19 protein-coding genes are annotated in these 20,083 nt (G+C 61.1%); 13 read left to right on the top strand and 6 right to left on the bottom strand.

Annotated features, from left to right (window positions below; genetic code table 11):
- Window positions 1-12: 12 nt before the first annotated feature.
- Entirely contained in the window at window positions 13-930 is a 918-nt protein-coding gene (locus HJB82_RS02950) for an ABC transporter permease subunit (RefSeq protein ID WP_221115134.1), read from the bottom strand.
- A 78-nt stretch (window positions 931-1,008) separates the two neighbouring features.
- Window positions 1,009-2,124: an ABC transporter substrate-binding protein gene (locus tag HJB82_RS02945; RefSeq protein ID WP_221115133.1), complete on the bottom strand. Its 1,116-nt coding sequence runs from the start codon at window positions 2,122-2,124 to the stop codon at window positions 1,009-1,011.
- Window positions 2,125-2,431: 307 nt separating this feature from the next.
- On the opposite strand from HJB82_RS02945, the gene HJB82_RS02940 reads away from it, so the two are divergent.
- From HJB82_RS02940 to HJB82_RS02915, 6 genes are read left to right on the top strand one after another with little or no spacing between them, the layout of a single operon-like run.
- Entirely contained in the window at window positions 2,432-4,513 is a 2,082-nt protein-coding gene (locus tag HJB82_RS02940; protein WP_221139556.1) for a hydantoinase/oxoprolinase family protein, read from the top strand.
- 10 nt (window positions 4,514-4,523) lie between these two features.
- Complete coding sequence (locus HJB82_RS02935) at window positions 4,524-6,191, top strand: hydantoinase B/oxoprolinase family protein (protein ID WP_221115131.1); 1,668 nt, start codon at window positions 4,524-4,526, stop codon at window positions 6,189-6,191.
- The gene (locus HJB82_RS02930) at window positions 6,188-7,399 is read left to right on the top strand and encodes a pyridoxal phosphate-dependent aminotransferase (protein WP_221139555.1); all 1,212 of its coding nucleotides are present in this window, start codon (window positions 6,188-6,190) and stop codon (window positions 7,397-7,399) included. The genes HJB82_RS02935 and HJB82_RS02930 overlap by 4 nt, the downstream gene beginning before the upstream one ends.
- A gap of 12 nt (window positions 7,400-7,411) precedes the next feature.
- Window positions 7,412-8,224, top strand: a complete 813-nt coding sequence (locus HJB82_RS02925; RefSeq protein WP_221115129.1) for an NAD(P)-dependent oxidoreductase — start codon at window positions 7,412-7,414, stop codon at window positions 8,222-8,224.
- Window positions 8,225-8,233: 9 nt separating this feature from the next.
- Complete coding sequence (locus HJB82_RS02920; protein ID WP_221139554.1) at window positions 8,234-9,427, top strand: FAD-binding oxidoreductase; 1,194 nt, start codon at window positions 8,234-8,236, stop codon at window positions 9,425-9,427.
- A gap of 21 nt (window positions 9,428-9,448) precedes the next feature.
- Window positions 9,449-11,134 (top strand): thiamine pyrophosphate-binding protein, encoded by a 1,686-nt coding sequence (locus HJB82_RS02915; RefSeq protein ID WP_221139553.1) that lies wholly within the window; start codon window positions 9,449-9,451, stop codon window positions 11,132-11,134.
- A 55-nt stretch (window positions 11,135-11,189) separates the two neighbouring features.
- On the opposite strand, the gene HJB82_RS02910 is transcribed toward HJB82_RS02915, so the two are convergent.
- Together HJB82_RS02910 and HJB82_RS02905 are read right to left on the bottom strand one after the other, a co-directional pair.
- Window positions 11,190-11,921 carry a FadR/GntR family transcriptional regulator gene (locus tag HJB82_RS02910; RefSeq protein ID WP_221115126.1) on the bottom strand — a complete coding sequence of 244 codons (732 nt, stop codon included), beginning with the start codon at window positions 11,919-11,921 and terminating at the stop codon, window positions 11,190-11,192.
- Between the two features lie 45 nt (window positions 11,922-11,966).
- Window positions 11,967-15,023 carry an FAD-binding and (Fe-S)-binding domain-containing protein gene (locus HJB82_RS02905; protein WP_221139552.1) on the bottom strand — a complete coding sequence of 1,019 codons (3,057 nt, stop codon included), beginning with the start codon at window positions 15,021-15,023 and terminating at the stop codon, window positions 11,967-11,969.
- A 98-nt stretch (window positions 15,024-15,121) separates the two neighbouring features.
- Here HJB82_RS02905 and HJB82_RS02900 point away from each other — a divergent pair, with 98 nt between their 5' ends.
- The 6 genes from HJB82_RS02900 to HJB82_RS02875 all read left to right on the top strand — a co-directional run bounded on the left by HJB82_RS02900 (window position 15,122) and on the right by HJB82_RS02875 (window position 18,522).
- Entirely contained in the window at window positions 15,122-15,871 is a 750-nt protein-coding gene (locus HJB82_RS02900) for an SDR family NAD(P)-dependent oxidoreductase (RefSeq protein WP_221139551.1), read from the top strand.
- Window positions 15,864-16,613: an SDR family oxidoreductase gene (locus tag HJB82_RS02895; RefSeq protein ID WP_221115123.1), complete on the top strand. Its 750-nt coding sequence runs from the start codon at window positions 15,864-15,866 to the stop codon at window positions 16,611-16,613. Before HJB82_RS02900 ends, HJB82_RS02895 begins: the two co-directional genes overlap by 8 nt.
- A gap of 370 nt (window positions 16,614-16,983) precedes the next feature.
- A complete protein-coding gene (locus tag HJB82_RS02890; RefSeq protein WP_221115122.1) occupies window positions 16,984-17,274 on the top strand; it encodes a hypothetical protein in 291 nt (96 codons plus the stop codon).
- A gap of 145 nt (window positions 17,275-17,419) precedes the next feature.
- Entirely contained in the window at window positions 17,420-17,719 is a 300-nt protein-coding gene (locus tag HJB82_RS02885; protein WP_221115121.1) for a hypothetical protein, read from the top strand.
- Window positions 17,720-17,774: 55 nt separating this feature from the next.
- Window positions 17,775-18,101, top strand: coding sequence for a DUF2934 domain-containing protein (locus tag HJB82_RS02880; RefSeq protein WP_207584650.1), 327 nt, complete (start codon window positions 17,775-17,777; stop codon window positions 18,099-18,101).
- Window positions 18,102-18,105: 4 nt separating this feature from the next.
- Entirely contained in the window at window positions 18,106-18,522 is a 417-nt protein-coding gene (locus HJB82_RS02875) for an HD domain-containing protein (protein WP_207584651.1), read from the top strand.
- A gap of 140 nt (window positions 18,523-18,662) precedes the next feature.
- On the opposite strand, the gene HJB82_RS02870 is transcribed toward HJB82_RS02875, so the two are convergent.
- Both HJB82_RS02870 and HJB82_RS02865 read right to left on the bottom strand, forming a co-directional pair.
- Window positions 18,663-18,932 carry a cyclase gene (locus HJB82_RS02870; RefSeq protein ID WP_207584652.1) on the bottom strand — a complete coding sequence of 90 codons (270 nt, stop codon included), beginning with the start codon at window positions 18,930-18,932 and terminating at the stop codon, window positions 18,663-18,665.
- Window positions 18,933-18,977: 45 nt separating this feature from the next.
- A complete protein-coding gene (locus HJB82_RS02865; protein ID WP_207584653.1) occupies window positions 18,978-19,241 on the bottom strand; it encodes a hypothetical protein in 264 nt (87 codons plus the stop codon).
- 252 nt (window positions 19,242-19,493) lie between these two features.
- On the opposite strand from HJB82_RS02865, the gene HJB82_RS02860 reads away from it, so the two are divergent.
- Entirely contained in the window at window positions 19,494-20,003 is a 510-nt protein-coding gene (locus HJB82_RS02860; protein WP_207584654.1) for an HIT family protein, read from the top strand.
- The last annotated feature ends 80 nt before the right edge of the window (window positions 20,004-20,083 follow it).

Here is a 20,083-nt window from a genome sequence, read left to right as displayed (position 1 = left end):
CTTGCTCCTCTCTCAGACTTTCTGGATTTCCGGCCGGCCAAGCAGGCCGTACGGTCGGAAAAACAGGAGGGTGATGAGCAATGCGAAGGCGAAGACGTCCTTGTAGTCGGTGCTGACATAGCCGGCGAACAGAGCCTCGGTCAGGCCAAGGACGATGCCGCCGAGCACGGCGCCGGGCAGTGAGCCGATCCCGCCGAGAACCGCGGCGGTGAAGGCCTTGATACCCATGACGAAGCCGATGAAAAAGTTGAAGGAACCGTAGTTGAAGGTAACGAGCGTTCCGCCGACTGCGGCCGTGGCGGCGCCCATGACGAACACTGTCGAAATGATCCGGTCGGTGTTGACCCCCAGTATTGCCGAAATCCGGATATTCTGCTGGGTGGCGCGGCATTCGCGGCCGATCCGGGTGTAGTTGATCACATAGGTGAGCACGCCCATGGCGATCAGCGACGCGAACAGGATCACCGTCTGCATATAGGTAATCTGCGCGAAATGGACATCGCCGCCGATGCGAAACGCGCCCTGGATCAGCGTCGGCACACCCTGGTCGCGCGCGCCCTGGGCGATCTGGACATAGCTCTGCAGCATCAGCGAGATGCCGATAGCCGATATCAGCGGTGCAAGCTTGGTCGAGCCGCGAAGCGGCCGATAGGCCACGCGCTCGATCACCCAGCCATAGACGGCCGTGATCGCGCAACTGATCACCAGCACGGAAATCAAGGCGAAAGGAACCGACTGAACGCCGAAATAACCAAGGACGGCAAGCGTGATGGCGGCGATGTAAGCCGACACCATATAGACGTCGCCATGGGCGAAGTTGATCATCCGGATGACGCCATAGACCATGGTGTATCCGACCGCGATCAGGCCGTAGATCGTCCCGAGCGTAATGCCATTGAACAATTGTTGAACCAGGATGTAAAAGTCCATGGTGAACCCCTCTTATGTTTTTCGGGGATGGGTAAGCCGGCCGAACCTCGAGGTCCGGCCGGCCCCGGCGAAATTACCTTACTTCACCAGGACAGGGGTTCCCTTGTCGTCGAAGTTGTAGAAGACGAACTTGAAGTCCTTGATGTCGCCTTTTGCGTCCCAGGTGATCTTGCCGATGGCGGAATCGACCGTGTTGCTGCGGAGATAGTCGGCCTGGGCCTTCAGCTCGTCGCCGGCCTTCAGTGCGGCAACGACGGCCTGCGCGTTGGCGTAGCCATAGAGCACATAGTTGGCCGGCGTGATGTTGGCTTTCTTCAGCGCATCCTGGACGCCCTGTGTGGAGGGATCGGCCAGCGGGTCCGGCGTCGCCGAATAATAGACGTTCTTGAGATTCTGAGCGCCGCCGGCGGCTGCGACGAGTTCCGCCTGGGCGAAGGCGTCGCCGCTGACGACGACCACGTCGACACCCTGCTCCTTCAACTGGCGGATCAGCGGACCGCCTTCGGGAATGAGGCCGCCGAAATAAACGGCGTTGGCGCCGGAGCTCTTGATCTTGGTGACGAGCGCGTTGAAGTCGCGTTCGCCGCGTGTCAGGCCTTCATACATCACCGGCTTTACGCCGCGTGCCTCGATCGTCTTCTTGACGGCGTCCACCAGGCCCTGGCCATAGGTGTCCTTGTCGTGGATGAGGGCGATCTTGTCCCGCTTCAGCGTATCCAGGATGAAGCTGCCGGCGACGACCGCCTGCTGGTCGTCACGGCCGCAGCCGCGGAACAAATTGTCGAAACCGCGATCGGTCACGGCCGGATTGGTCGAGGACGGCGTCATTTCGAGGATGCCGGCATCATTGTAGATTTCGGAAGCGGGGATCGTGTTGGACGAGCAGAAATGCCCGATCACGGCCTGGACCTTGTCCTGATCGACGAAACGATTGGCGACGGCAACGGCCTGCTTCGGTTCGCAGGCGTCGTCACCCTTCACCAGTTCAATCTTCTTGCCGTTGATGCCGCCCGACGCATTGACGTCGCTGACATAGGCGGAGACGCCGCTGAACACCTGCTCGCCAAAGGTCGCATTGGCGCCGGTAAACGGGCCGGCGACGCCGATCTTGACCGTGTCGGCGGCCAAAGCATTGGAAAACAGCAAGGCGGAGGCGATGGCGGTGGCGCTGAGAAATTTCGAGATGGATTTCATTGTGCTTTTCCCTCTGGTTGAAGCCATTCGATTTTTAGTCGTTCTAGACGCGGTTCAGCCCGCATTCATGCTTCGTCATTTAGGCGAAGATCTTATTTTTGTTATGTAATTTGTGTTTTATGCAAACGTTGAGAACGCAGGTTTCGCGAGTTTTGTTCCTTTTCTTAATTGACACTTATATGATAAGTGACATATACGAAGATCGTCAAGCGGAAATGTTGCGGCATCGCTTGCAACAGTGAAGAATGGCAGGACGCATGGCTGCGCGAACGCGGCCTCGAACGTTGGAAAAGCGGGGAACAAGACGGTGACGAGCACGCCACGAAACTGCCGGGTAGGCGTCGATATCGGCGGCACCTTTACGGATATCGCTCTCGACCTCGATGGGGCGCTTCACTCGACGAAAATCCTGACGGATTATACGGCGCCGGAACGGGCGATCCTGATGGGCGTGAAGGCCGTCGCCGAGATGGCGGGTATCGCTCTTTCAGAGATCGGCATCCTCATCCATGGCACGACGCTTGCCACCAACGCGCTCATCGAGCGGCGCGGTGCCAAGACCGCCTTCGTGACGACGGAAGGTTTTCGCGACGTGCTGGAGATGCGTACCGAGAACCGTTTCGAGCAGTATGATCTCAATATTACCCTGCCGCCGGCTCTCATCGGGCGCGCCGACCGCTTCGTCATCCGTGAGCGTATCGATGCGGCGGGCAAGATTCTGCTTGATCTGGACGAGGCTTCGGTCGCTGCCGTCGTCGAGAAGATCGCGGCGGGCGGCTATGAAAGCGTGGCGATCGGCTTCATCCATGCTTATGCCAACGGCGCGCATGAAGTCGCCGTTCGCGACGCGATCCTGAAGCGCCTTCCTGACGTTTCCGTTTCGATCTCGTCGGAGGTTTCTCCGCAGATGCGCGAATTCGAGCGCTTCAACACGGTCTGCGCCAATGCCTATGTCAAGCCGGCGATCAAATCCTATCTCGACCGTCTCGTCGTATCGCTGAAGGATATCGGGGTCGGCTGCCCGGTCTTCATGATCCACTCCGGCGGTGGCATCGTCTCGGTCGAGAGCGCCTCGGAATTTCCGGTCCGCCTGGTCGAATCCGGTCCGGCGGGCGGCGCGATCTTTGCGGCCGACATTGCCCGTCAATACGGTCTCGATACGGTTCTTTCCTTCGATATGGGCGGCACGACCGCCAAGATCTGCCTGATCGAAAACCAGGTGCCGAAGACGGCCAAGACTTTCGAGGTGGCGCGCACCTATCGCTTCCGCAAGGGATCCGGCATGCCGATTTCGATCCCTGTCGTCGAGATGGTCGAAATCGGCGCCGGCGGCGGTTCGATCGCTTCGATCGACGCAATGCGTCAGATCCGCGTCGGGCCGCATTCGGCTGCCTCCGAGCCGGGCCCGGCCTGTTATCAGCGCGGCGGCAAGAACCCCACCGTCACCGATGCGGACCTCATCCTCGGCAAGCTCGATCCCGCCAATTTCGCCGGCGGCGCGATCCCGCTTTCGCTCGAGGCGAGCCGCCAGGCGATGAGCGACGATATCGGCTCGGTCATCGGCCTCGACCCGGAAGCTTCCGCTTACGGCACATGCGAAATGGTCGACGAAAACATGGCCAATGCCGGTCGCGTTCACACCGTCGAGAACGGCAAGAACATTTCCGATTTCACCATGATCACCTTCGGTGGCGCGGGGCCGCTGCATGCCGCGCGCCTCTGCGAGAAGATGGGCATCTCGACCTTCCTCGTTCCGCCGGGTGCCGGCGTCGGTTCGGCGATCGGCTTCCTCAAGGCGCCGTTCGGCTATGAGTCCGTTCGCAGCGCCGTCTTCAACCTGTCGAATTTCGAATATTCCGAGGCCAACCGGCTCCTGCAAGCCATGAAGGCCGAAGCGCTCGGCTTCGTCGAAGGCGGGCTCGACGCAGGCTCCCCGGTGATCGAACGCACGCTGTTCATGCGCTATGGCGGGCAGGGCTGGGATATTCCGGTGCCGTTTACCGACGACAATTTCGACGCCGCGAGCGCTGAGACGATCGCCGCCTTGTTCGAAAGGGAATATGAGCGCTTCTTCGGTCGCGCCATCGAGGGTCTCGCTATCGAGATCGTCAGCTGGTCGGTAAAGGCGAGCTCGCCGCTCCCGCCGGTCGAGCGCATCCCGTCCGTCGCCGAAGGCGATATCGTGCGACCAAGCAAGACCCGCCGCCTGTTCGAGGCTTCGCAAGGGTCCTATCTCGAAGCCGGCATTCACGAGCGCACCACGCTGAAGCCCGGCGACGTGGTCAACGGCCCCGCCGTCATCGTCGAGCGCGAGACCTCGACGGTTCTCACCGCCTCCTTCAAGGCCATCGTCCAGCACGACGGCTGCCTTTTCGTAACCCGGATCTGAGGATAATCACATGAACCAATCCATGATCGATATCCATATGCAGGTCATGTGGAACCGGCTGATCTCCGTCGTCGAGGAGCAGGCGCAGACCCTGATCCGCACGGCCTTCTCCACCTCGGTGCGTGAGGCGGGCGATCTGTCGGCCGGTGTCTTCGACCTGGAAGGCCGCATGCTGGCGCAGGCGGTGACCGGCACGCCCGGCCACGTCAACGCCATGGCGGAATCGGTCGCGCATTTCATTGCCGACATCGGGCCGGACAACGTCTTTGAAGGCGACGTCTACATCACCAACGATCCGTGGAAGGGGACGGGCCACCTGCACGACATCACTGTCGTCACGCCCTCCTTCCATCACGGCAAGCTGGTCGGTTATTTTGCCTCGACCGCGCATGTCGTCGATGTCGGCGGCCGCGGTTTCGGCCCGGATGCCCGCGAAGTCTATGAAGAGGGCATCTTCATACCCATCATGAAGTTCTTCGAGCGCGGCGAGCTGAACCGCACGCTGATCCATATAGTGCGAAACAATGTTCGCGAAAACGATAAGGTTGTCGGCGACTTCTATGCGCTCGCCGCCTGCAACGAAACGGGTCATCGCCGGCTCGTCGACATGCTGACGGAATTCAATCTTCCTGATTTGTCGACGATCGGCGGCTTCATCCTCAAGCACAGCCGCGAGGCAACGCTGGAGCGGTTGAGGAACCTTCCGCACGGCTCCTGGAACTATAGCCTCGATCTCGACGGCTATGACGAGCCGGTGCATCTCGCAGCCAGGTTGAGCATCGGTCCCGAAGGGATCGTCGTCGATTTCGACGGCACTTCGGGCATGAGCAAATTCGGCATCAACGTGCCGCTCGTCTATGCCAAGGCCTATGCCTGCTACGGCATCAAATGCGTCGTGGCGCCGGAAATTCCAAACAACGCGGCTTCGCTCGCGCCCTTCGAAGTGGTGGCGCCGGAAGGCTGCATCCTCAATGCCAAGCGGCCGGCGCCGGTTGCCGTCCGCCACGTTCTCGGCCATTTCGTGCCGGATCTCGTGCTCGGCGCGCTGCATCAGGCGCTTCCGGGCCAGGTCCCGGCGGAGGGCGCCAGCGCGCTCTGGAACCTGCATATGAGTGTGCGTCCTGTCTCCGACCAGATCGGCGGTAAAGGCGCGGAAATCCTGATGTTCAATTCCGGTGGTTCCGGCGCACGCGCTGCTCTCGACGGCCTGAACGCCACCGCCTTTCCAAGCGGTGTGCACACGATGCCGATCGAGGCGACGGAGAATGTCGGCCCCGTCATCATCTGGCGCAAGGAATTGCGCGAGGGTTCCGGGGGTGCCGGCGCGCAGCGCGGCGGTCTCGGCCAGATGATCGAGATCGAAGCGGCCGAAGGCTTCAGCTTCCGCTTCTCCGCCATGTTCGACAGGCTTGACCACCCCGCGCGCGGCCGCGAAGGCGGACTGAACGGCACGGCCGGCGCAGTCGCTCTCGACGACGGTACGATCCTCAAGGGCAAGGGGCTGCAATTCGTGCCGGAAGGCCGCCGCCTTGTCCTGTCGCTTCCGGGCGGCGGCGGTTACGGCGATCCGGCAAATCGCCCGGCCGATGCGATCGAACACGATCTGAGGCATGGATACATTACCGAAGAACAGGCTGAAGCCTACGGCGCGAGCCGGACCCAGGGAGGCAAGGCATGAATATGATTGCATTCGAAAGCACGCGTGTCGCGACGATCAAATCCTCACCGTCGATGGCGGTGTCGGTCGCCGCCAAGGCGATGCGGGCCAAGGGAGAGCATGTCGTCGACCTGTCGCTCGGCGAGCCCGATTTCGACACGCCGGATCATATCGTCCAGGCTGCGATCGAGGCCATGCGCAGGGGGCTCACCCGTTATACCGCGCCGGATGGCCTGGTGGAACTGCGCGAAGCGATCGTCGCCAAATTCAAGCGCGAGAACGGCCTTGACTACGCCATGGATGAGATATCCATCGGCAACGGCGCCAAGCAGATCCTCTTCAATGCCTTCCTCGCAACGCTGGAGCCCGGCGACGAGGTGGTCGTGCCGGCGCCTTACTGGGTCTCCTACACCGACATCGTCATCCTGCACGGCGGCGTTCCGAAGACCGTGCCTTGCGGTGTCGAGGATGCCTTCAAGATCACCGCCGAGCGGCTGGAAGCAGCCATCACGCCGAAGACGCGTTGGTTCCTGTTCAACTCTCCGTCCAATCCGACGGGGGCGATCTATTCGGCGGACGAACTGAAGGCGCTTGGTGCGGTGCTGGCGCGCCACCCCCACGTGGCGATCATGTCGGACGAGATCTACGAACATATCGTCTGCGGCGACGTGCCCTTCACGTCGTTCGTCGTCGCTTGCCCGGAGCTGAAGGACCGCACGCTCATCATCAACGGCGTCTCCAAGGCCTATGCCATGACAGGATGGCGCCTCGGCTATGCGGCAGGCCCGCGGGAACTGACCAGGGCTCTGAACAAGCTCCAGTCCCAGAGCACGACTTGCCCGTCCTCCATCACCCAGTTTGCGGCCGCCGCAGCGCTCAACGGTCCCCAGGACTTCGTCACGACGGCGGTTGCCGAATACAGGGTGCGCGGCGAACTCGTCGCAAAGGGCTTCAGCGCGATACCCGGTCTTGACGTGCGGGCGCCGGAAGGGGCCTTCTACCTCTTTCCCAAATGCGCCCACTATATCGGCAAGACGACGCCCGACGGCGCCAGGATTTCCAACGATACCGAATTGGCCTCCTATCTCCTCAGGGAAGGCAAGGTCGCAACCGTTCCCGGTGCGGCTTTCGGTGTCGAACCCTATATTCGCCTCTCCTTCGCGACATCGCGCGACAATCTTGCCATTGCCATCGAGCGCACCGCCGATGCACTGGCCAAACTTCGCTAAAGGGAAAATTCGATGACCGATTATCAGCGCACGCTTCTGACCGGCGCGGCCGGGGCTCTCGGAACCCAGCTGCGCAAATCCGGAACAAGGCTTGGAAAGATCCTCAGGCTGTCCGCACGCAGGCCCTGCGAGAACCTCGAGCCGCACGAGGAGGATTTTCCGGCCGATCTTTCCGACTTCGACGCCGTTTCGAAAGCCGTGGAGGGCTGCGACGCCATCATTCACATGGGCGGCCAGGGACTTGAATCTTCCTGGAACACCATCCTCAACGCCAACATCGTCGGCAGCTACAACATCTATGAGGCGGCCCGGCAGCACGGCGTCAAGCGCATCGTCTATGCCAGCTCCGTTCATGCCATCGGTTTTTACGAGCGCACCGAGACGATCGACGGCAACGCGCCGACACGGCCCGACAGCTTGTACGGCGTGTCGAAGACCTTCGTCGAGAACCTCGGCCGTTACTATTTCGACAAGTTCGGCATCGAGACCGTCAGCCTGCGCATCGGCTCGTCCTTCCCGGAGCCGACGGACCGGCGCCATCTCATCACCTGGCTTTCCTATCGAGATTGCCGCCAGCTCGTCGAAAAGAGCCTGTCGGCCGAACGCGTCGGCTTCATGGTTGCCTACGGCATGTCCAACAACAGCCGGGCCTTCTGGGACAACCGCACGGCGGCATCGCTTGGATACAAGCCGGAAGACCGCGCCGACGATTACGCCGACAAGGTCTTGGGCAAGACGAAGCAGGGCGATCCCAACGATCCGGCAGTGCGCTTCCAGGGCGGCAGCTTTGCTGCCGCCGGCCATTATGAAGACGAGAAAAAGTGAGACGTGCCGATGCCAGCTTCCAAATCGTCCTATGACGTGGTGATCGTCGGCGGCGCCGTGGTCGGCAGCTCGACGGCGTATTTTCTGGCGACCAATCCCGATTATAACGGATCGGTCCTGGTGATCGAGAAGGACTGGACCTATCAGCGGTCGGCCACCGCGCTGTCTTCCAGCTCCATCCGTCACCAGTTCTCGAATGCGATCAATGTCAAAGTCTCGCAGTTCGGGACGGAGTTCATCCGCAACTTCAAGGAAAACGTCGCCGTCGACGACGACACGCCCGAGATCGGCTTTCACGAGGCCGGTTATCTGTTCCTCGCTGAGGATGACCGCGGCGATCAGGTTCTCCGGCGCAATCACGAGACCCAGGTCTCCTGCGGGGCTGATGTGACGCTGCTCGATCCCGATGGCCTCGGCCGACGGTTTCCCTGGCTCAATCTCGAAGGATTGACGCTCGGCAGCACCGGCGAGCGCGGCGAGGGCTGGTTCGACAGCGTCGGTCTGCTGCAGGGCTTTCGTAAAAAGGCGCGCGCGCTCGGCGTCGAATACATCGAAGACGACGTCGTCGCCGTCAACAGAGAGGGAGACCGCGTCGTTTCCGTATCGACGCGGAGCGGCCAGACGATTGCCTGCGGCACCATGGTCAATACATCGGGCACCAATGGCAAGAAGGTCGCCCGCATGGCCGGGCTCGACGTTCCCGTCGAGCCGCGCCGGCGCTCGCTGTTCGTCGTCGATTGCCGCACGCCCTTGGAAGGCAAGGTCGGCCTGACGATCGACCCGACGGGCGTCTTCTTCCGGCCGGAGGGCAAGTTCTATCTGATGGGCACCTATCCGAAGCATGACCCCGAGGTGGACCCCAACGATTTCGATGTCATGCACGATGAATTCGATGAGGAAATCTGGCCGATCATGGCGAACCGGGTTCCGACCTTCGAGGCGATCAAGGTCGTCAATTCCTGGGCCGGCCATTACGACTATTGCACGCTCGATCACAATGTCGTCCTCGGACCGCATACGGAGGTCAGCAATTTCCTCTTCGCAAACGGCTTTTCGGGCCACGGCCTGCAGCAGTCGCCCGCAATGGGACGGGGTCTCTCGGAACTGATTGCCTATGGCGGCTTCAAGACCCTCGACCTTTCGCCATTCGGCTACGAGCGGGTGACGGCAAACCGGCCCTTCCTCGAAGACGCCGTTATTTAACACCTAGGAGAGGGGCTCCCGATGAGAAATGAAACATTGAAGCGCAGCGGCGGCCAAGTGCTCGTCGATGCCTTGCGCATCCATGGCGTCGAGCGCGCGTTCGGCGTGCCCGGCGAAAGCTATCTTGCCGTCCTCGACGCCCTTCATGACGCGGAGGACGCCATCGAATTCGTCATCTGCCGGCAGGAGGGCGGAGCTGCCTATATGGCGGAAGCCTATGGCAAGATGACCGGCAAACCCGGCATCTGCTTCGTGACCCGCGGGCCGGGTGCGACGAACGCTTCGGTCGGCGTGCATACGGCTTTCCAGGATTCGACCCCGATGATCCTGTTCATCGGCCAGGTGGCACGCGATCAGATGGAGCGCGAAGCATTCCAGGAGATCGATTATCGCCGCATGTTCGGCCAGATGGCGAAGTGGGTCGTCGAGATCGAGGATGCCGCCCGCATTCCCGAACTCATCAGCCAGGCATTCCACCGAGCCGTCAACGGCCGGCCCGGGCCGGTGGTCATCGCGCTTCCCGAAGACATGCTGACCGATATGGTCGATGTCGCCGACACCCCGGCTTACAAGAAGGTCGAGGGCTTTGCCGGCCCGCAGCAATTCGAAGAACTGCTCGGCCTTCTATCAGAGGCGAAGCGCCCGATGGTCGTCGCCGGCGGCGGCGGCTGGACGCAGCAGGCGGTTGCCGATCTCAAGACGTTTTCCGAAGTCTTCGGCCTGCCGGTCGCCGCTTCCTTCCGCTGCCAGGACCTGTTCGACAACACGCATGCGAACTATGCCGGCGACCTCGGCCTTGCCGCGGGGCCGAAGCTGATCCAGCACATGAAGGACTGCGACCTGCTGATCTCGATCGGCGCCCGTCTCGGCGAGATGACAACAGGCGCCTATACGCTGATCGACATTCCGGTTCCCAAACAGTTGCTCGTTCACATCCATCCGGGCGCGGAAGAGCTGGGGCGCGTTTACCACGCAAGCCTGCCGATTAATGCCAGCGTCGCCGGGTTCCTGTCACAGGCTGCCAAGCTGAAACCGCCGGCAGCATCGGTATGGAAGGCATGGACCGAAGCGGCCCATGCCGACTATCTGGCAAATCTCAGGCATCCAGAGGTTCCGGGGCCTGTGCAGATGGGCGAGGTCATGGAATGGCTGCGCGGCCATCTGAAGCCCGACGCCATCCTGACCACCGGCGCCGGCAATTATTCCGCCTGGCCGCATCGCTTCTATCAATATCGCAGCTTCCGCACTCAGCTCGGGCCGACCAACGGTTCCATGGGCTACGGCGTACCGGCGGCGATCGCCGCCAAGATCACCGATCCCGCGCGCACGGTGGTTGCGTTTGCCGGCGACGGATGTTTCCTGATGAACGGCCAGGAACTCGCGACCGCGATGCAGTATGACGCCCGGGTGATTTTCCTCGTCATCAACAACGGCATGTACGGCACGATCCGCATGCATCAGGAGCGCAGCTATCCCGGCCGCGTCTCCGGCACCCGCCTGACCAACCCGGATTTCGCCTCGCTGGCGCGATCTTACGGCCTGCACGGCGAGACGGTGGAGAAGACGGCGGACTTCGCCGGTGCCTTCGAACGCTGCGAGGCATCCGGCAAGCCCGGCCTCATCGAAATCCGGATCGACCCGGAAGCGCTGACGCCGAAGATGACCCTGACGCAAATTCGAGACCATGCGATTGCACAAGGCAAGTGAGTATGGGCAAGTGATCACGGGCAAAGGCGCCGCCTGAAAAAGCCGGCGGCGCGCGTTATTCCTCCGTCTCGCTATTCGCCGGCTCGTCGAGCATCGTGCGGTAACGATGAAGGCTTTCCTCCAGATGGGCGATCAGCGCGGCCTTCGCGGCCTTGGCATCGCCTTGGGTGATCGCGGCCAGGATCGCGGCATGTTCCTTGTTTATCTTCTTCAGATAGGTGCTGTAGCCGCGCGCCGATTGGCGATGCTTGAGCACCAGGTCGAAATTGATGCTCTCGATCACCGCTTCCAGGAAATTCGGGAAGTGCGGATTGCGGGTGGCGCGGGCGATCGCCAGGTGAAACTCGAAATCGGCGCGGGCCTCGACCTCGGCATCGTCGGTGACCAGGTTTTCGAGATAGTCGTAGGCGCGGGCAATTTCAGCCAGCGCCTCCGGCGTCCGCCTCGACGCCGCAAGGGCCACGGATTGGATCTCCACGCCGAGCCGCAATTCCAGGATCTGCATCGCCGAGCGAATATCCTCGATGCGGCTGATCTCGAAATTGAGGGTCTTTGCGTCCTTCTCGGAGACATAGACCCCGGCGCCCTGTCGCGCGGTCACCCTGCCGCCAACCTTGAGCGAGGTGAGCGCCTCGCGAATGACGGTTCGGGAAACGCCGAACTCTTCGCACAGCTGGGCACTTGACGGAATTTTCTCGCCGGGGGCATAAAGGCCGGAATCGATGCGTTCCATCAGTTTCGCGACGACGATTTCTGCGAGATTGCCTCGTTGCGTGATGATTGACACTGGTTCGCTCCGATTTACCCGATCAAATTTAGCACATATCACATATCATGCCACGTCTGATTGTGGGATGCCGGCGTTTTCAGACATTATCTTATCGATGACCTGAAAGGGGTGCGGAAGGCGCTTGTTGTCGATTTCCTTCACCTGCGAGCGGCACGAGTATCCTGTGGCCATGAGGATATCGGCATCGCCTGATGCATCGACCTCCCGCTTCCAACTCATGGCATAGAGACGCTCGGAGATCGGCCGGTTGTGGGCCTCGTGGCCGAAGGTGCCGGCCATGCCGCAGCAACCGGTTTGTGCCGCCTGAAGATCGATGCCGAGGCTTTCGAATACTGTCTTCCATTGGGTGATGGAGGCCGGCGCATTGGTACGCTCGGTGCAATGGGCCATCAACCGGAAGCTTTTGCCGTCGGCAGTGGAGGAGAGGGCGGTAAGCCGGTCGAGATTGGCGGTGAGCCATTCCTGCGGCAGGAGAATGGTCGCCTTCAGCATCCCCTTGTATTCGCTGCGAAAGGCGAGCGTCATCGACGGATCGAGGCCGACCAGCGCCACGCCAGTCTCATCCAGCCGCTGGAGATAACGCGCCGTCCGCCCGGCCGCAGCCTCGAAGCGGTGGAGATAACCATGAACATGCAGGGCTTTGCCGTTGACGTGGGATGCCGCGAGGAAGGGCGTAAGCCCCATTTTCCGCGCCAGCCTGATTGCGGCAAGCGCAACATCCGGGTCGAAATAGGCGGTAAAGGCGTCGGCGACGAAGACGACGCTCCGCTGCCGTTCACCCGGCGACAGGGCTTCGATCGTTTGAGGCGTGGCAAGCGGCACGCCGAGGCGGGCGGCTTCCTTTGCCAGGGAGATCTGCGGCAGACGCGGCAGGGATGTCAGCCCGGCAACGCGCATCATCGTCCTGCCGGCTCGTGTGCCGACGATTAGGTTGTACGCAGGTCGTATCCGGCGAACCAGGGGCAGGGTGGTTTCGATCGCCGCGACCAGCGGATCCTTCAGCGGGCGGAGATAACGTCCGTAATAAAGTTCGAGGAATTTCGAGCGGAAGGCCGGCACGCTGACCTTCACCGGACATTGGCCCGCGCAGGCCTTGCAGGCGAGACAGGTGTCCATCGCCGCGCGCACCTCGTGGGAAAAGTCGTCCCGGTTTGCCGGGTTCAGCGAGTTGAAGGCGCGCCGCGCCAGGCTCGCGAGTGGACCGCTTCGCCGCAAGCGCTTTGTCTCCTGGCGCGGATCGACGCCCTTCTCGGCAAGCAGCCTCAGCCATTCCCGCATCAGGGCGGCGCGGCCCTTGGGCGAAAATCGCCGGTCGCGCGTCGCCTTGTAGGAGGGGCACATCGGGCTCGTTTCGTCGAAATCGAAACAGGCGCCGTTGCCGTTGCAATAGGCGGCATTGTCGAAGGCCGAGCGGACCTCATTGCCGATGATCCTGTCGATATCTCCCCGCAGCGGAACGTCGTCGATCTTCGTCAGCGCCTGGCCGGAAGGGGTTGCGATCTTGCCCGGATTGAGCCGATTTTCCGGATCGAAAGCCCGCTTGATCTCCTGCAGGCTGGGATAGAGATCGCCGAAAAATTCCGGCACATATTCGGAGCGCACCCCCTTGCCGTGTTCCCCCCAGAGGACGCCGCCATATTTGCGCGTCAGCGCCACGACGGCGTCGCTGACCTCCCGGACCAGTCCGATATGGTCGTCGCGGGTGAGGTCGAGCGCCGGCCGCACGTGCAGGACGCCGGCGTCGACATGGCCGAACATGCCGTAGGCAAGGCCCGCGCCATCGAGCAATGCCCGGAACTCGCTGATATAGGGCGCGAGGTTTTCCGGCGGCACGGCGGTATCCTCGACAAAGGCGACGGGCCTGACCGGCCCATCGACATTGCCGAGCAGACCGACCGCTCGCTTGCGCATCGACCAGATCGCCTCGACATCGGCATGACCTCGGGCGATCGTATAACCGGCGTGGCGCGCATTCGCGCCGGTGGCAAGGGCGGTGGTCACTTCCGCCAGCTTGCGTTCGAGTTCCGCCTCATCGTCGGCGAGCACTTCGGCGATATTGATGCCGTTTGTGGTTCCGCCCGCATCGTCGGGAAAAAAGCGGGCAATGCCGGTCCAGACGATGTCGCCCTTGGCAAGGTCGAGAACCTTCTCATCGACCGTTTCGACCGAGGCGACATTCAGCGCCACCAGGCTACGGGCATCCTCCAGGGCGGTGTTGAAGTCGCCGTAGCGGATGTTGATCAGTGCCGCATGGGCGGGGATCGGCAGAAGGTTGAGCTCGGCTTCGGCGATCATCGCCAGCGTTCCCTCCGAGCCGCAGAGGATGGCGTTGAGGTCGAAGCCTCCGTCGCCGCGCAAGATGTGGGCGAGGTCGTAACCGGTCATGTAACGGTTGAGTTTCGGAAAGATCTCGGCGATCCGGTCGTGCTTTTCCCGCGCGATCCGTTCGACCGTCCTGTGGATCTCGCCGATGCGGTCCTGGCGCGCGACGATCTCATCGAGCGCCTCGGGAACGAGCGGGCGCGACCACCACTCCGACCCATCCGTAAGCACGATGCGCAATCCGAGCACATGGTTGCTGGTCTTGCCGTAGAGGCACGAACCCTGGCCGCAGGCATCGGTGGAGACCATGCCGCCGATGGTGGCGCGATTGGAGGTGGAAAGTTCGGGAGCAAAAAACAGCCCATAGGGCTTCAGCGCAAGGTTCAACTGATCCTTGATGACGCCGGCCTGGACGCGCGCGACCCTGCGGACCGGGTCGATCTCCAGAATGGAATTCATATGGCGCGAACAATCCACCACGACACCTGATGTCAAGGATTGGCCATTGGTGCCGGTTCCACCGCCGCGCGGCGCCACTGTGATGCCTCGAAAAGCCGGTTCCGACAGCACCCCGGCCGTGACACGGAGGTCTTCGACGCCTCTGGGGAAAAGAATGCCGGTCGGCTCGACCTGATAGATTGAATTGTCGGTCGAAAAAACGGTTCGGCTTGCCGCGCTGGTCTCGATGTCGCCTTCGAACCCCGCCTCGACGAGCCGCTCGAAAAATCCAGCAGTGGGCAGGGCGATCGTTACGGTTGGCCGGAGGCGTGGAATCATCTCGAAACCTTCAGAATGCACTTGAGCTTTGTCGAAGTTGGCATATAAGTGATAACATACAATGCTAGTGGCGCAACGCCAAACACGGAGGTGGAACTTTGAAGAACCAGACCGCAATCATCGTCGGCGGCGCTTCCGGGCTCGGATTGACGACGGCCAAGCTGATGATCTCGCATGGAGCGGCCAGGATCGGGCTGATCGATCGCAATGAGCAGCTGCTTGCCTCGTCGGCCGAGGCGCTTCGCGCTCTCGGCGCCGAGGTCGCAACGGCCGTTGCCGATATTTCCCGAGCGGAAACGGCGCATCGCGGGTTTAACGAGATCGCCGGCAAGCTCGGCCGGATCCATGTGCTCGTCAACAGCGCCGCCATCTATCCAAGGCGCCCCATCCTCGAGATAACCGACGAGGAGTGGGATCTCGAAAACGCGATCAACGTCAAGGGCACCTATCATATGATGGTGGCCGCCGTCCTTCATATGCGCCAACACCTGAACGCGCCCGCAGTTTCGGGGCGGATCGTCAACGTGACCTCGGTCGATGCTTTCAAGGCCCACCCCCAAAACGCCCATTATGCCGCAACCAAGGCGGCCGTCGTCAGCCTGACGAAATCCTTTGCGCAGGAATGCGCCAAGGATCAGATCCTTGTCAATTCCGTCGCACCTGCCGGTTTCGCGACGGACCGGGCAAAGGAGCTCGGGTTCCTGCCGGAGCTGGCCAAGGCCAGCGCGCTCGGCCGTGCCGCCGAGCCGGTCGAGATGGCGGAATGGATCGTCATGATGGCGTCGAGCCGCAACACCTATGCCACCGGCGAAAACGTCGTCGTCAGTGGAGGCTATATCTATGTCTGAGCCGCTTCCCTATCGGACCGCCGTGGTCACGGGCGCCACGGGCGGCATCGGCCGCGCCACCGTTGACAGGTTGCGCGAGATGGGGTTGACGGTGTATGCCGTCGGCCGAAACGCCGAGGCGCTCGATGAACTGGCTCGGGAAAGCGGCGCGAAGCCGATCCGGGCCGATGTCCGCGATACCGCCGAAATCGTCAGGCAGCTTCATGGCGTGGATGTCGATATCCTGGTCAACAATGCCGGCATCCTCTCGACGCGGGCGACATTCAGCGAAATCGAACCCTCCGAGATCGATGCCATGATCGACATCAATCTCAAAGCGCCCATGCATCTGACCCGCGCATTCCTGCCTGCCATGGTTGAACGAAAGCGTGGCCACCTCATCTATATCGGTTCCAGCGGCGGCCAGGCGCCATACCCGAATATGGCAGCCTACGGGCCATCGAAGGCCGGGCTCAGCCTGTTTTGCGACAATCTCCGCTGCGACCTGCTTGGAAGCTCGGTTCGCGTGACGGAGGTGGTGCCCGGCCGCGTGCAGACGGACCTCTATCGAACCGCAATGGCCGGCAATCAGGCGCGTACCCTGCTTTACGACGGCTACCGCCCGATACAGCCCTCCCACATTGCCGCGATCATCGCGAATGCACTCGAGCTTCCCGTCTTCGTCGACGTATCCCGGATCGAAGTCTTTCCGACCGACCAGGCTCCCGGCGGCGGCATCATGGTCAAATTCACCGACCAGTAGCCGGCGCCCGTTTGTCTCGATCCGTCCTCGGGCGATCATCGACTGCAAGCAATTGGGATCGCCGATATCCTGCCGTCAGCGTTTGACGATGCTGCCTCGCCATTTGCTGAGTCCGGCAGCTTGCCGACGATGATCGAACCTTTCGCTCCGGCATCCCGGCGATCCGGCGCCTCGATTGGACGGCGAACCATGCCGACACCGAGGCGCCAGTCTCGTCCCTTGAGGGAACCGAAGATCGGCTCCCGCGTTCGAATTGGGACGACGCCCGGTGAAAAGCGAAAAGCTGCGTTCCGGTTCTCCGGTGATCGAGGCTCGATGAGTTCGATTACCGCCTTGCGTCTTTTGGCTCAGGTCTTTTGGAGTGCGTGACATGGAAGAGAAGACCACTATCATCAAAGACCTCAGCATCGAGGAACGCGAGGAAATCTTCGTCGATATCGCTCGAACGCTGGAAGACACCGCACGTGAGGCCCTTGTCGAGGGCGATACTCAGTTTGCCGAACTTTCCAACAACATGGCTGAAGCGATCCGCTTCAACGCCGACGAACTCGCGCGCGACGATCCTGATAATGCCGAGCGTGTGTTGCTGCAGGCAACGGCGATGGTCTCGCAGTTCGAGGCCGTGCACCCCTATCGGATGATGAGCATGGCCGTTCATTGATGGCCGGGATTGCCGGCCGGTGCTCCGGCTCGATCCTCGCTTAAAAGCGGTCCTCCGCCAAATCATTGCCATCGGTTGGAACTCTCGCTACCCGCCAGGGTTATCAGATCGCAACATGCTTTGCGTGAATGAAAGGAGGACTGGTATGACGTTCAGATCCCCTGGGCCGGAAAGCGGCGCTGACGACAAGCGCTCCCGCGGCAAGGCGGGCGCGGTCATGGGCGGCGGCAGCGACACCGAAACCCCAAGCCTGAAGCTTGCGAAGAAATATCTCAGCCTTGGCGGTCGCCGCCGGTCAAAAATTGACGACAACATCACCGATGTCCGCCAGTGGGATGAGGATCCGCCGGAGGCTGAGCGTTTCTGGAAGGAAAGGGTGGAGACCCTTTCAAAGGATGAGCGCAAACAGGTAGAGGATTTTCTTCCTACCATAAACACGCCCTAAGCGGCAGTCCGGCCGTATATTCGAACGGCTCACTCGAATGCGCTCGGAGGAAGTCATGGCTACAGACAAGCACGAGCAGATACGTCGCCGCGCCTACGAAATCTGGGAGGCCGAGGGCCGGCCGGATGGCGCGGACCAGCGCCATTGGCTGCAAGCCTGCGATGAACTGGCCGGCGAGGATGAGCACGAGACACTGCAAGACCTGCTCGATGAAGACGACAGGGATGATGCGGCGCTGCTTCAAGGCGCCGGTGAGAGCGGCGATCTCGATCGGCAACCACCTAAGCCCGGCCGGGCCGCCGAGACTACCATGCCTGATATCGAGATGACGACAGGCGAAAAGCCGTCCCAGCGGAAGATCAGGAAGGCCGAAGGGCCGTAATTCCATGCAGCATCTCGACCACGCCATCCAAATCGCTCTCGAGGCGCATGAAGGGCAGGCTGATAAGACCGACCGGCCGTTCTTCGAGCACTGCCAGCGGGTAGCGCTTCTGGTTTCCGGCGACGAGACGCGAACGGTCGCCTACCTTCACGACGTCGTCGAGAAGGGAAGTGGGTGGACGCTCGACAGGCTGAGGGAGGAAGGCTTTCCGCCGGGGATTATCTCCGCGGTGGATGCTTTGACGCGGCGGACGGACGAGCCGGATGACGACTTCGTCAGACGTGCGGCATCAAACCCGCTGGCCCTGCCGGTCAAACAGGCCGACCTCGAAGACAATCTCAGTCAAGCCGAACAGGCCGGCAAGAACGCGGAAAAATACCAGCGCGGCCTGGATCTCTTGCGCGAGCTGAAGAGCAGGTAATAAATTCGCCCGGTTCGCTGGCAATTGCCACCCAGCTCGGCAATCGGCGGTAGCGAATGATCGCTCACGTCAGCCATGCGACAGAACGGGCCCGCGGCTTGTGTCCGCGAGTGCCAACGTCCCGAAGTCTTCAATCCATTTCACGTTTTGTTGGTAAACCACACCGTCGGGGCGCCGAGCACGCCTCCCGTGCGCATCGCCGTTTTCAGCTCGTCAAGCTTGCTGAATGCCTGAGCCGCTTCCAGCGTGGCAAACTCGTGGGTGACGGTAATATCGTTCGGATTGTCGATCGCGCGATAAACGGCTTGCGCCATCACCCCGTTGGCCTTCTGCACCGGAGAAAACCCATCATATATCTTGCGCCAGGCGGCGTAGTCGGAGACCTCGTGCCGCACGAATAATGTCGTCATATCATCCTCCCGCGTTGAATTTTTCAGGTTTGGTCGGGACGCGTGTTATGATTGAACGAGGAGCACCAGACTCTCGGGCAAGACGCCGTCATGCGCCATCGCGTCGGCAGCTGCCTTGGTCTGCATGAAGGCCATCAACTTTTCCATATCGGCGACGTCCATGACCAGGCCGACGCGGTTAGACGTTTGGGGGTCTATAAACGTGCGAATGTTCGTGACGCCGATCGGTTCGAATACCTGTTTACGCATAGGTGAAGCGAGCCAGTGTTTTGTGTCTTTTACATTGTGATAGGCCATTATTGTAGGCATTGCCTTCTCCTCTGGCATTGGAAAATGAAAGCCGAGTACATCACTACGCTTTACTGAGTTTCATTTCAACAATATTGCGTTGAATGGCCGTTTGCGATCGCTGCATCAAAAATATAAATATAATTATCCGGAGTAATCCGAATATACTATGGTCGGCAGCGGGTTTGACTGTTGCGTTAGTTTTCCGAGAATGGCTTGTGGTAGTTCCGGGGTCCGCGACCGCAGCCACGCGTGAGATGGCAGAGGTTCAGAATGATCGAACGCGAACCATTTAATCTCAAAGCCTATGTGCAAGGCATCGGAACAAGGCCATGCTTTATCTGCGGCTTGGTCGAGGATGACCCGGCCTTCTTTCATCATCGCGTTTATGACGACGACGAGACCATCATTTTCCTGAGCAAATATCCCACTCTGCCCGGCTATTGCCTTGTCTGTCCGAAGGAGCACCGTGAGGATCTGGCGCGAGACATATCGGCAGACGAATATCTGCGACTACAGGAGAAGGTTCACATTTTGTCGCGTGCCCTCAAAAGGGTGTTCGATGCCGAGCGAATTTATGTGCTTTCGCTCGGCAGTCAGCAAGCCAATAGCCATTTACATTTTCACGTCGTTCCCTTGCCTTCGGGCGTCCCGCTTGAGGAGCAGCAATACCACGCGTTGATGGCCGAACACGGCGTTCTGCAGATACCCGATGATCAAATGGCGGAACTGGCGCAGCGGATCGCTGAAGCGTACTATTCCGAGCGGACTAATCACAGTTAGCCTTACGACGCTCGAGTGGTCCAAGGATGGTGATGCCTTCGCTATGTGCGGCGTCCGCCATCTTTCGGTCGGCCGTCGCC

The organism is Rhizobium sp. NZLR10, from assembly GCF_019685125.1.
Lineage (GTDB): Bacteria > Pseudomonadota > Alphaproteobacteria > Rhizobiales > Rhizobiaceae > Rhizobium.
The sequence above is the reverse complement of the archived record's forward strand: the minus strand, read 5'-3'. Positions and strand labels throughout refer to the sequence as shown.

Excerpts from the sequence above, each read along its gene's own strand:
- HJB82_RS02950 (WP_221115134.1), bottom strand. The coding sequence starts at position 930 with ATGGACTTTTACATCCTGGTTCAACAATTGTTCAATGGCATTACGCTC.
- HJB82_RS02945 (WP_221115133.1), bottom strand. The coding sequence starts at position 2,124 with ATGAAATCCATCTCGAAATTTCTCAGCGCCACCGCCATCGCCTCCGCC.
- HJB82_RS02935 (WP_221115131.1), top strand. The coding sequence starts at position 4,524 with ATGAACCAATCCATGATCGATATCCATATGCAGGTCATGTGGAACCGG.
- HJB82_RS02930 (WP_221139555.1), top strand. The coding sequence starts at position 6,188 with ATGAATATGATTGCATTCGAAAGCACGCGTGTCGCGACGATCAAATCC.
- HJB82_RS02925 (WP_221115129.1), top strand. The coding sequence starts at position 7,412 with ATGACCGATTATCAGCGCACGCTTCTGACCGGCGCGGCCGGGGCTCTC.
- HJB82_RS02920 (WP_221139554.1), top strand. The coding sequence starts at position 8,234 with ATGCCAGCTTCCAAATCGTCCTATGACGTGGTGATCGTCGGCGGCGCC.
- HJB82_RS02915 (WP_221139553.1), top strand. The coding sequence starts at position 9,449 with ATGAGAAATGAAACATTGAAGCGCAGCGGCGGCCAAGTGCTCGTCGAT.
- HJB82_RS02905 (WP_221139552.1), bottom strand. The coding sequence starts at position 15,023 with ATGATTCCACGCCTCCGGCCAACCGTAACGATCGCCCTGCCCACTGCT.
- HJB82_RS02895 (WP_221115123.1), top strand. The coding sequence starts at position 15,864 with ATGTCTGAGCCGCTTCCCTATCGGACCGCCGTGGTCACGGGCGCCACG.
- HJB82_RS02890 (WP_221115122.1), top strand. The coding sequence starts at position 16,984 with ATGGAAGAGAAGACCACTATCATCAAAGACCTCAGCATCGAGGAACGC.
- HJB82_RS02885 (WP_221115121.1), top strand. The coding sequence starts at position 17,420 with ATGACGTTCAGATCCCCTGGGCCGGAAAGCGGCGCTGACGACAAGCGC.
- HJB82_RS02880 (WP_207584650.1), top strand. The coding sequence starts at position 17,775 with ATGGCTACAGACAAGCACGAGCAGATACGTCGCCGCGCCTACGAAATC.
- HJB82_RS02875 (WP_207584651.1), top strand. The coding sequence starts at position 18,106 with ATGCAGCATCTCGACCACGCCATCCAAATCGCTCTCGAGGCGCATGAA.
- HJB82_RS02870 (WP_207584652.1), bottom strand. The coding sequence starts at position 18,932 with ATGACGACATTATTCGTGCGGCACGAGGTCTCCGACTACGCCGCCTGG.
- HJB82_RS02865 (WP_207584653.1), bottom strand. The coding sequence starts at position 19,241 with ATGCCTACAATAATGGCCTATCACAATGTAAAAGACACAAAACACTGG.
- HJB82_RS02860 (WP_207584654.1), top strand. The coding sequence starts at position 19,494 with ATGATCGAACGCGAACCATTTAATCTCAAAGCCTATGTGCAAGGCATC.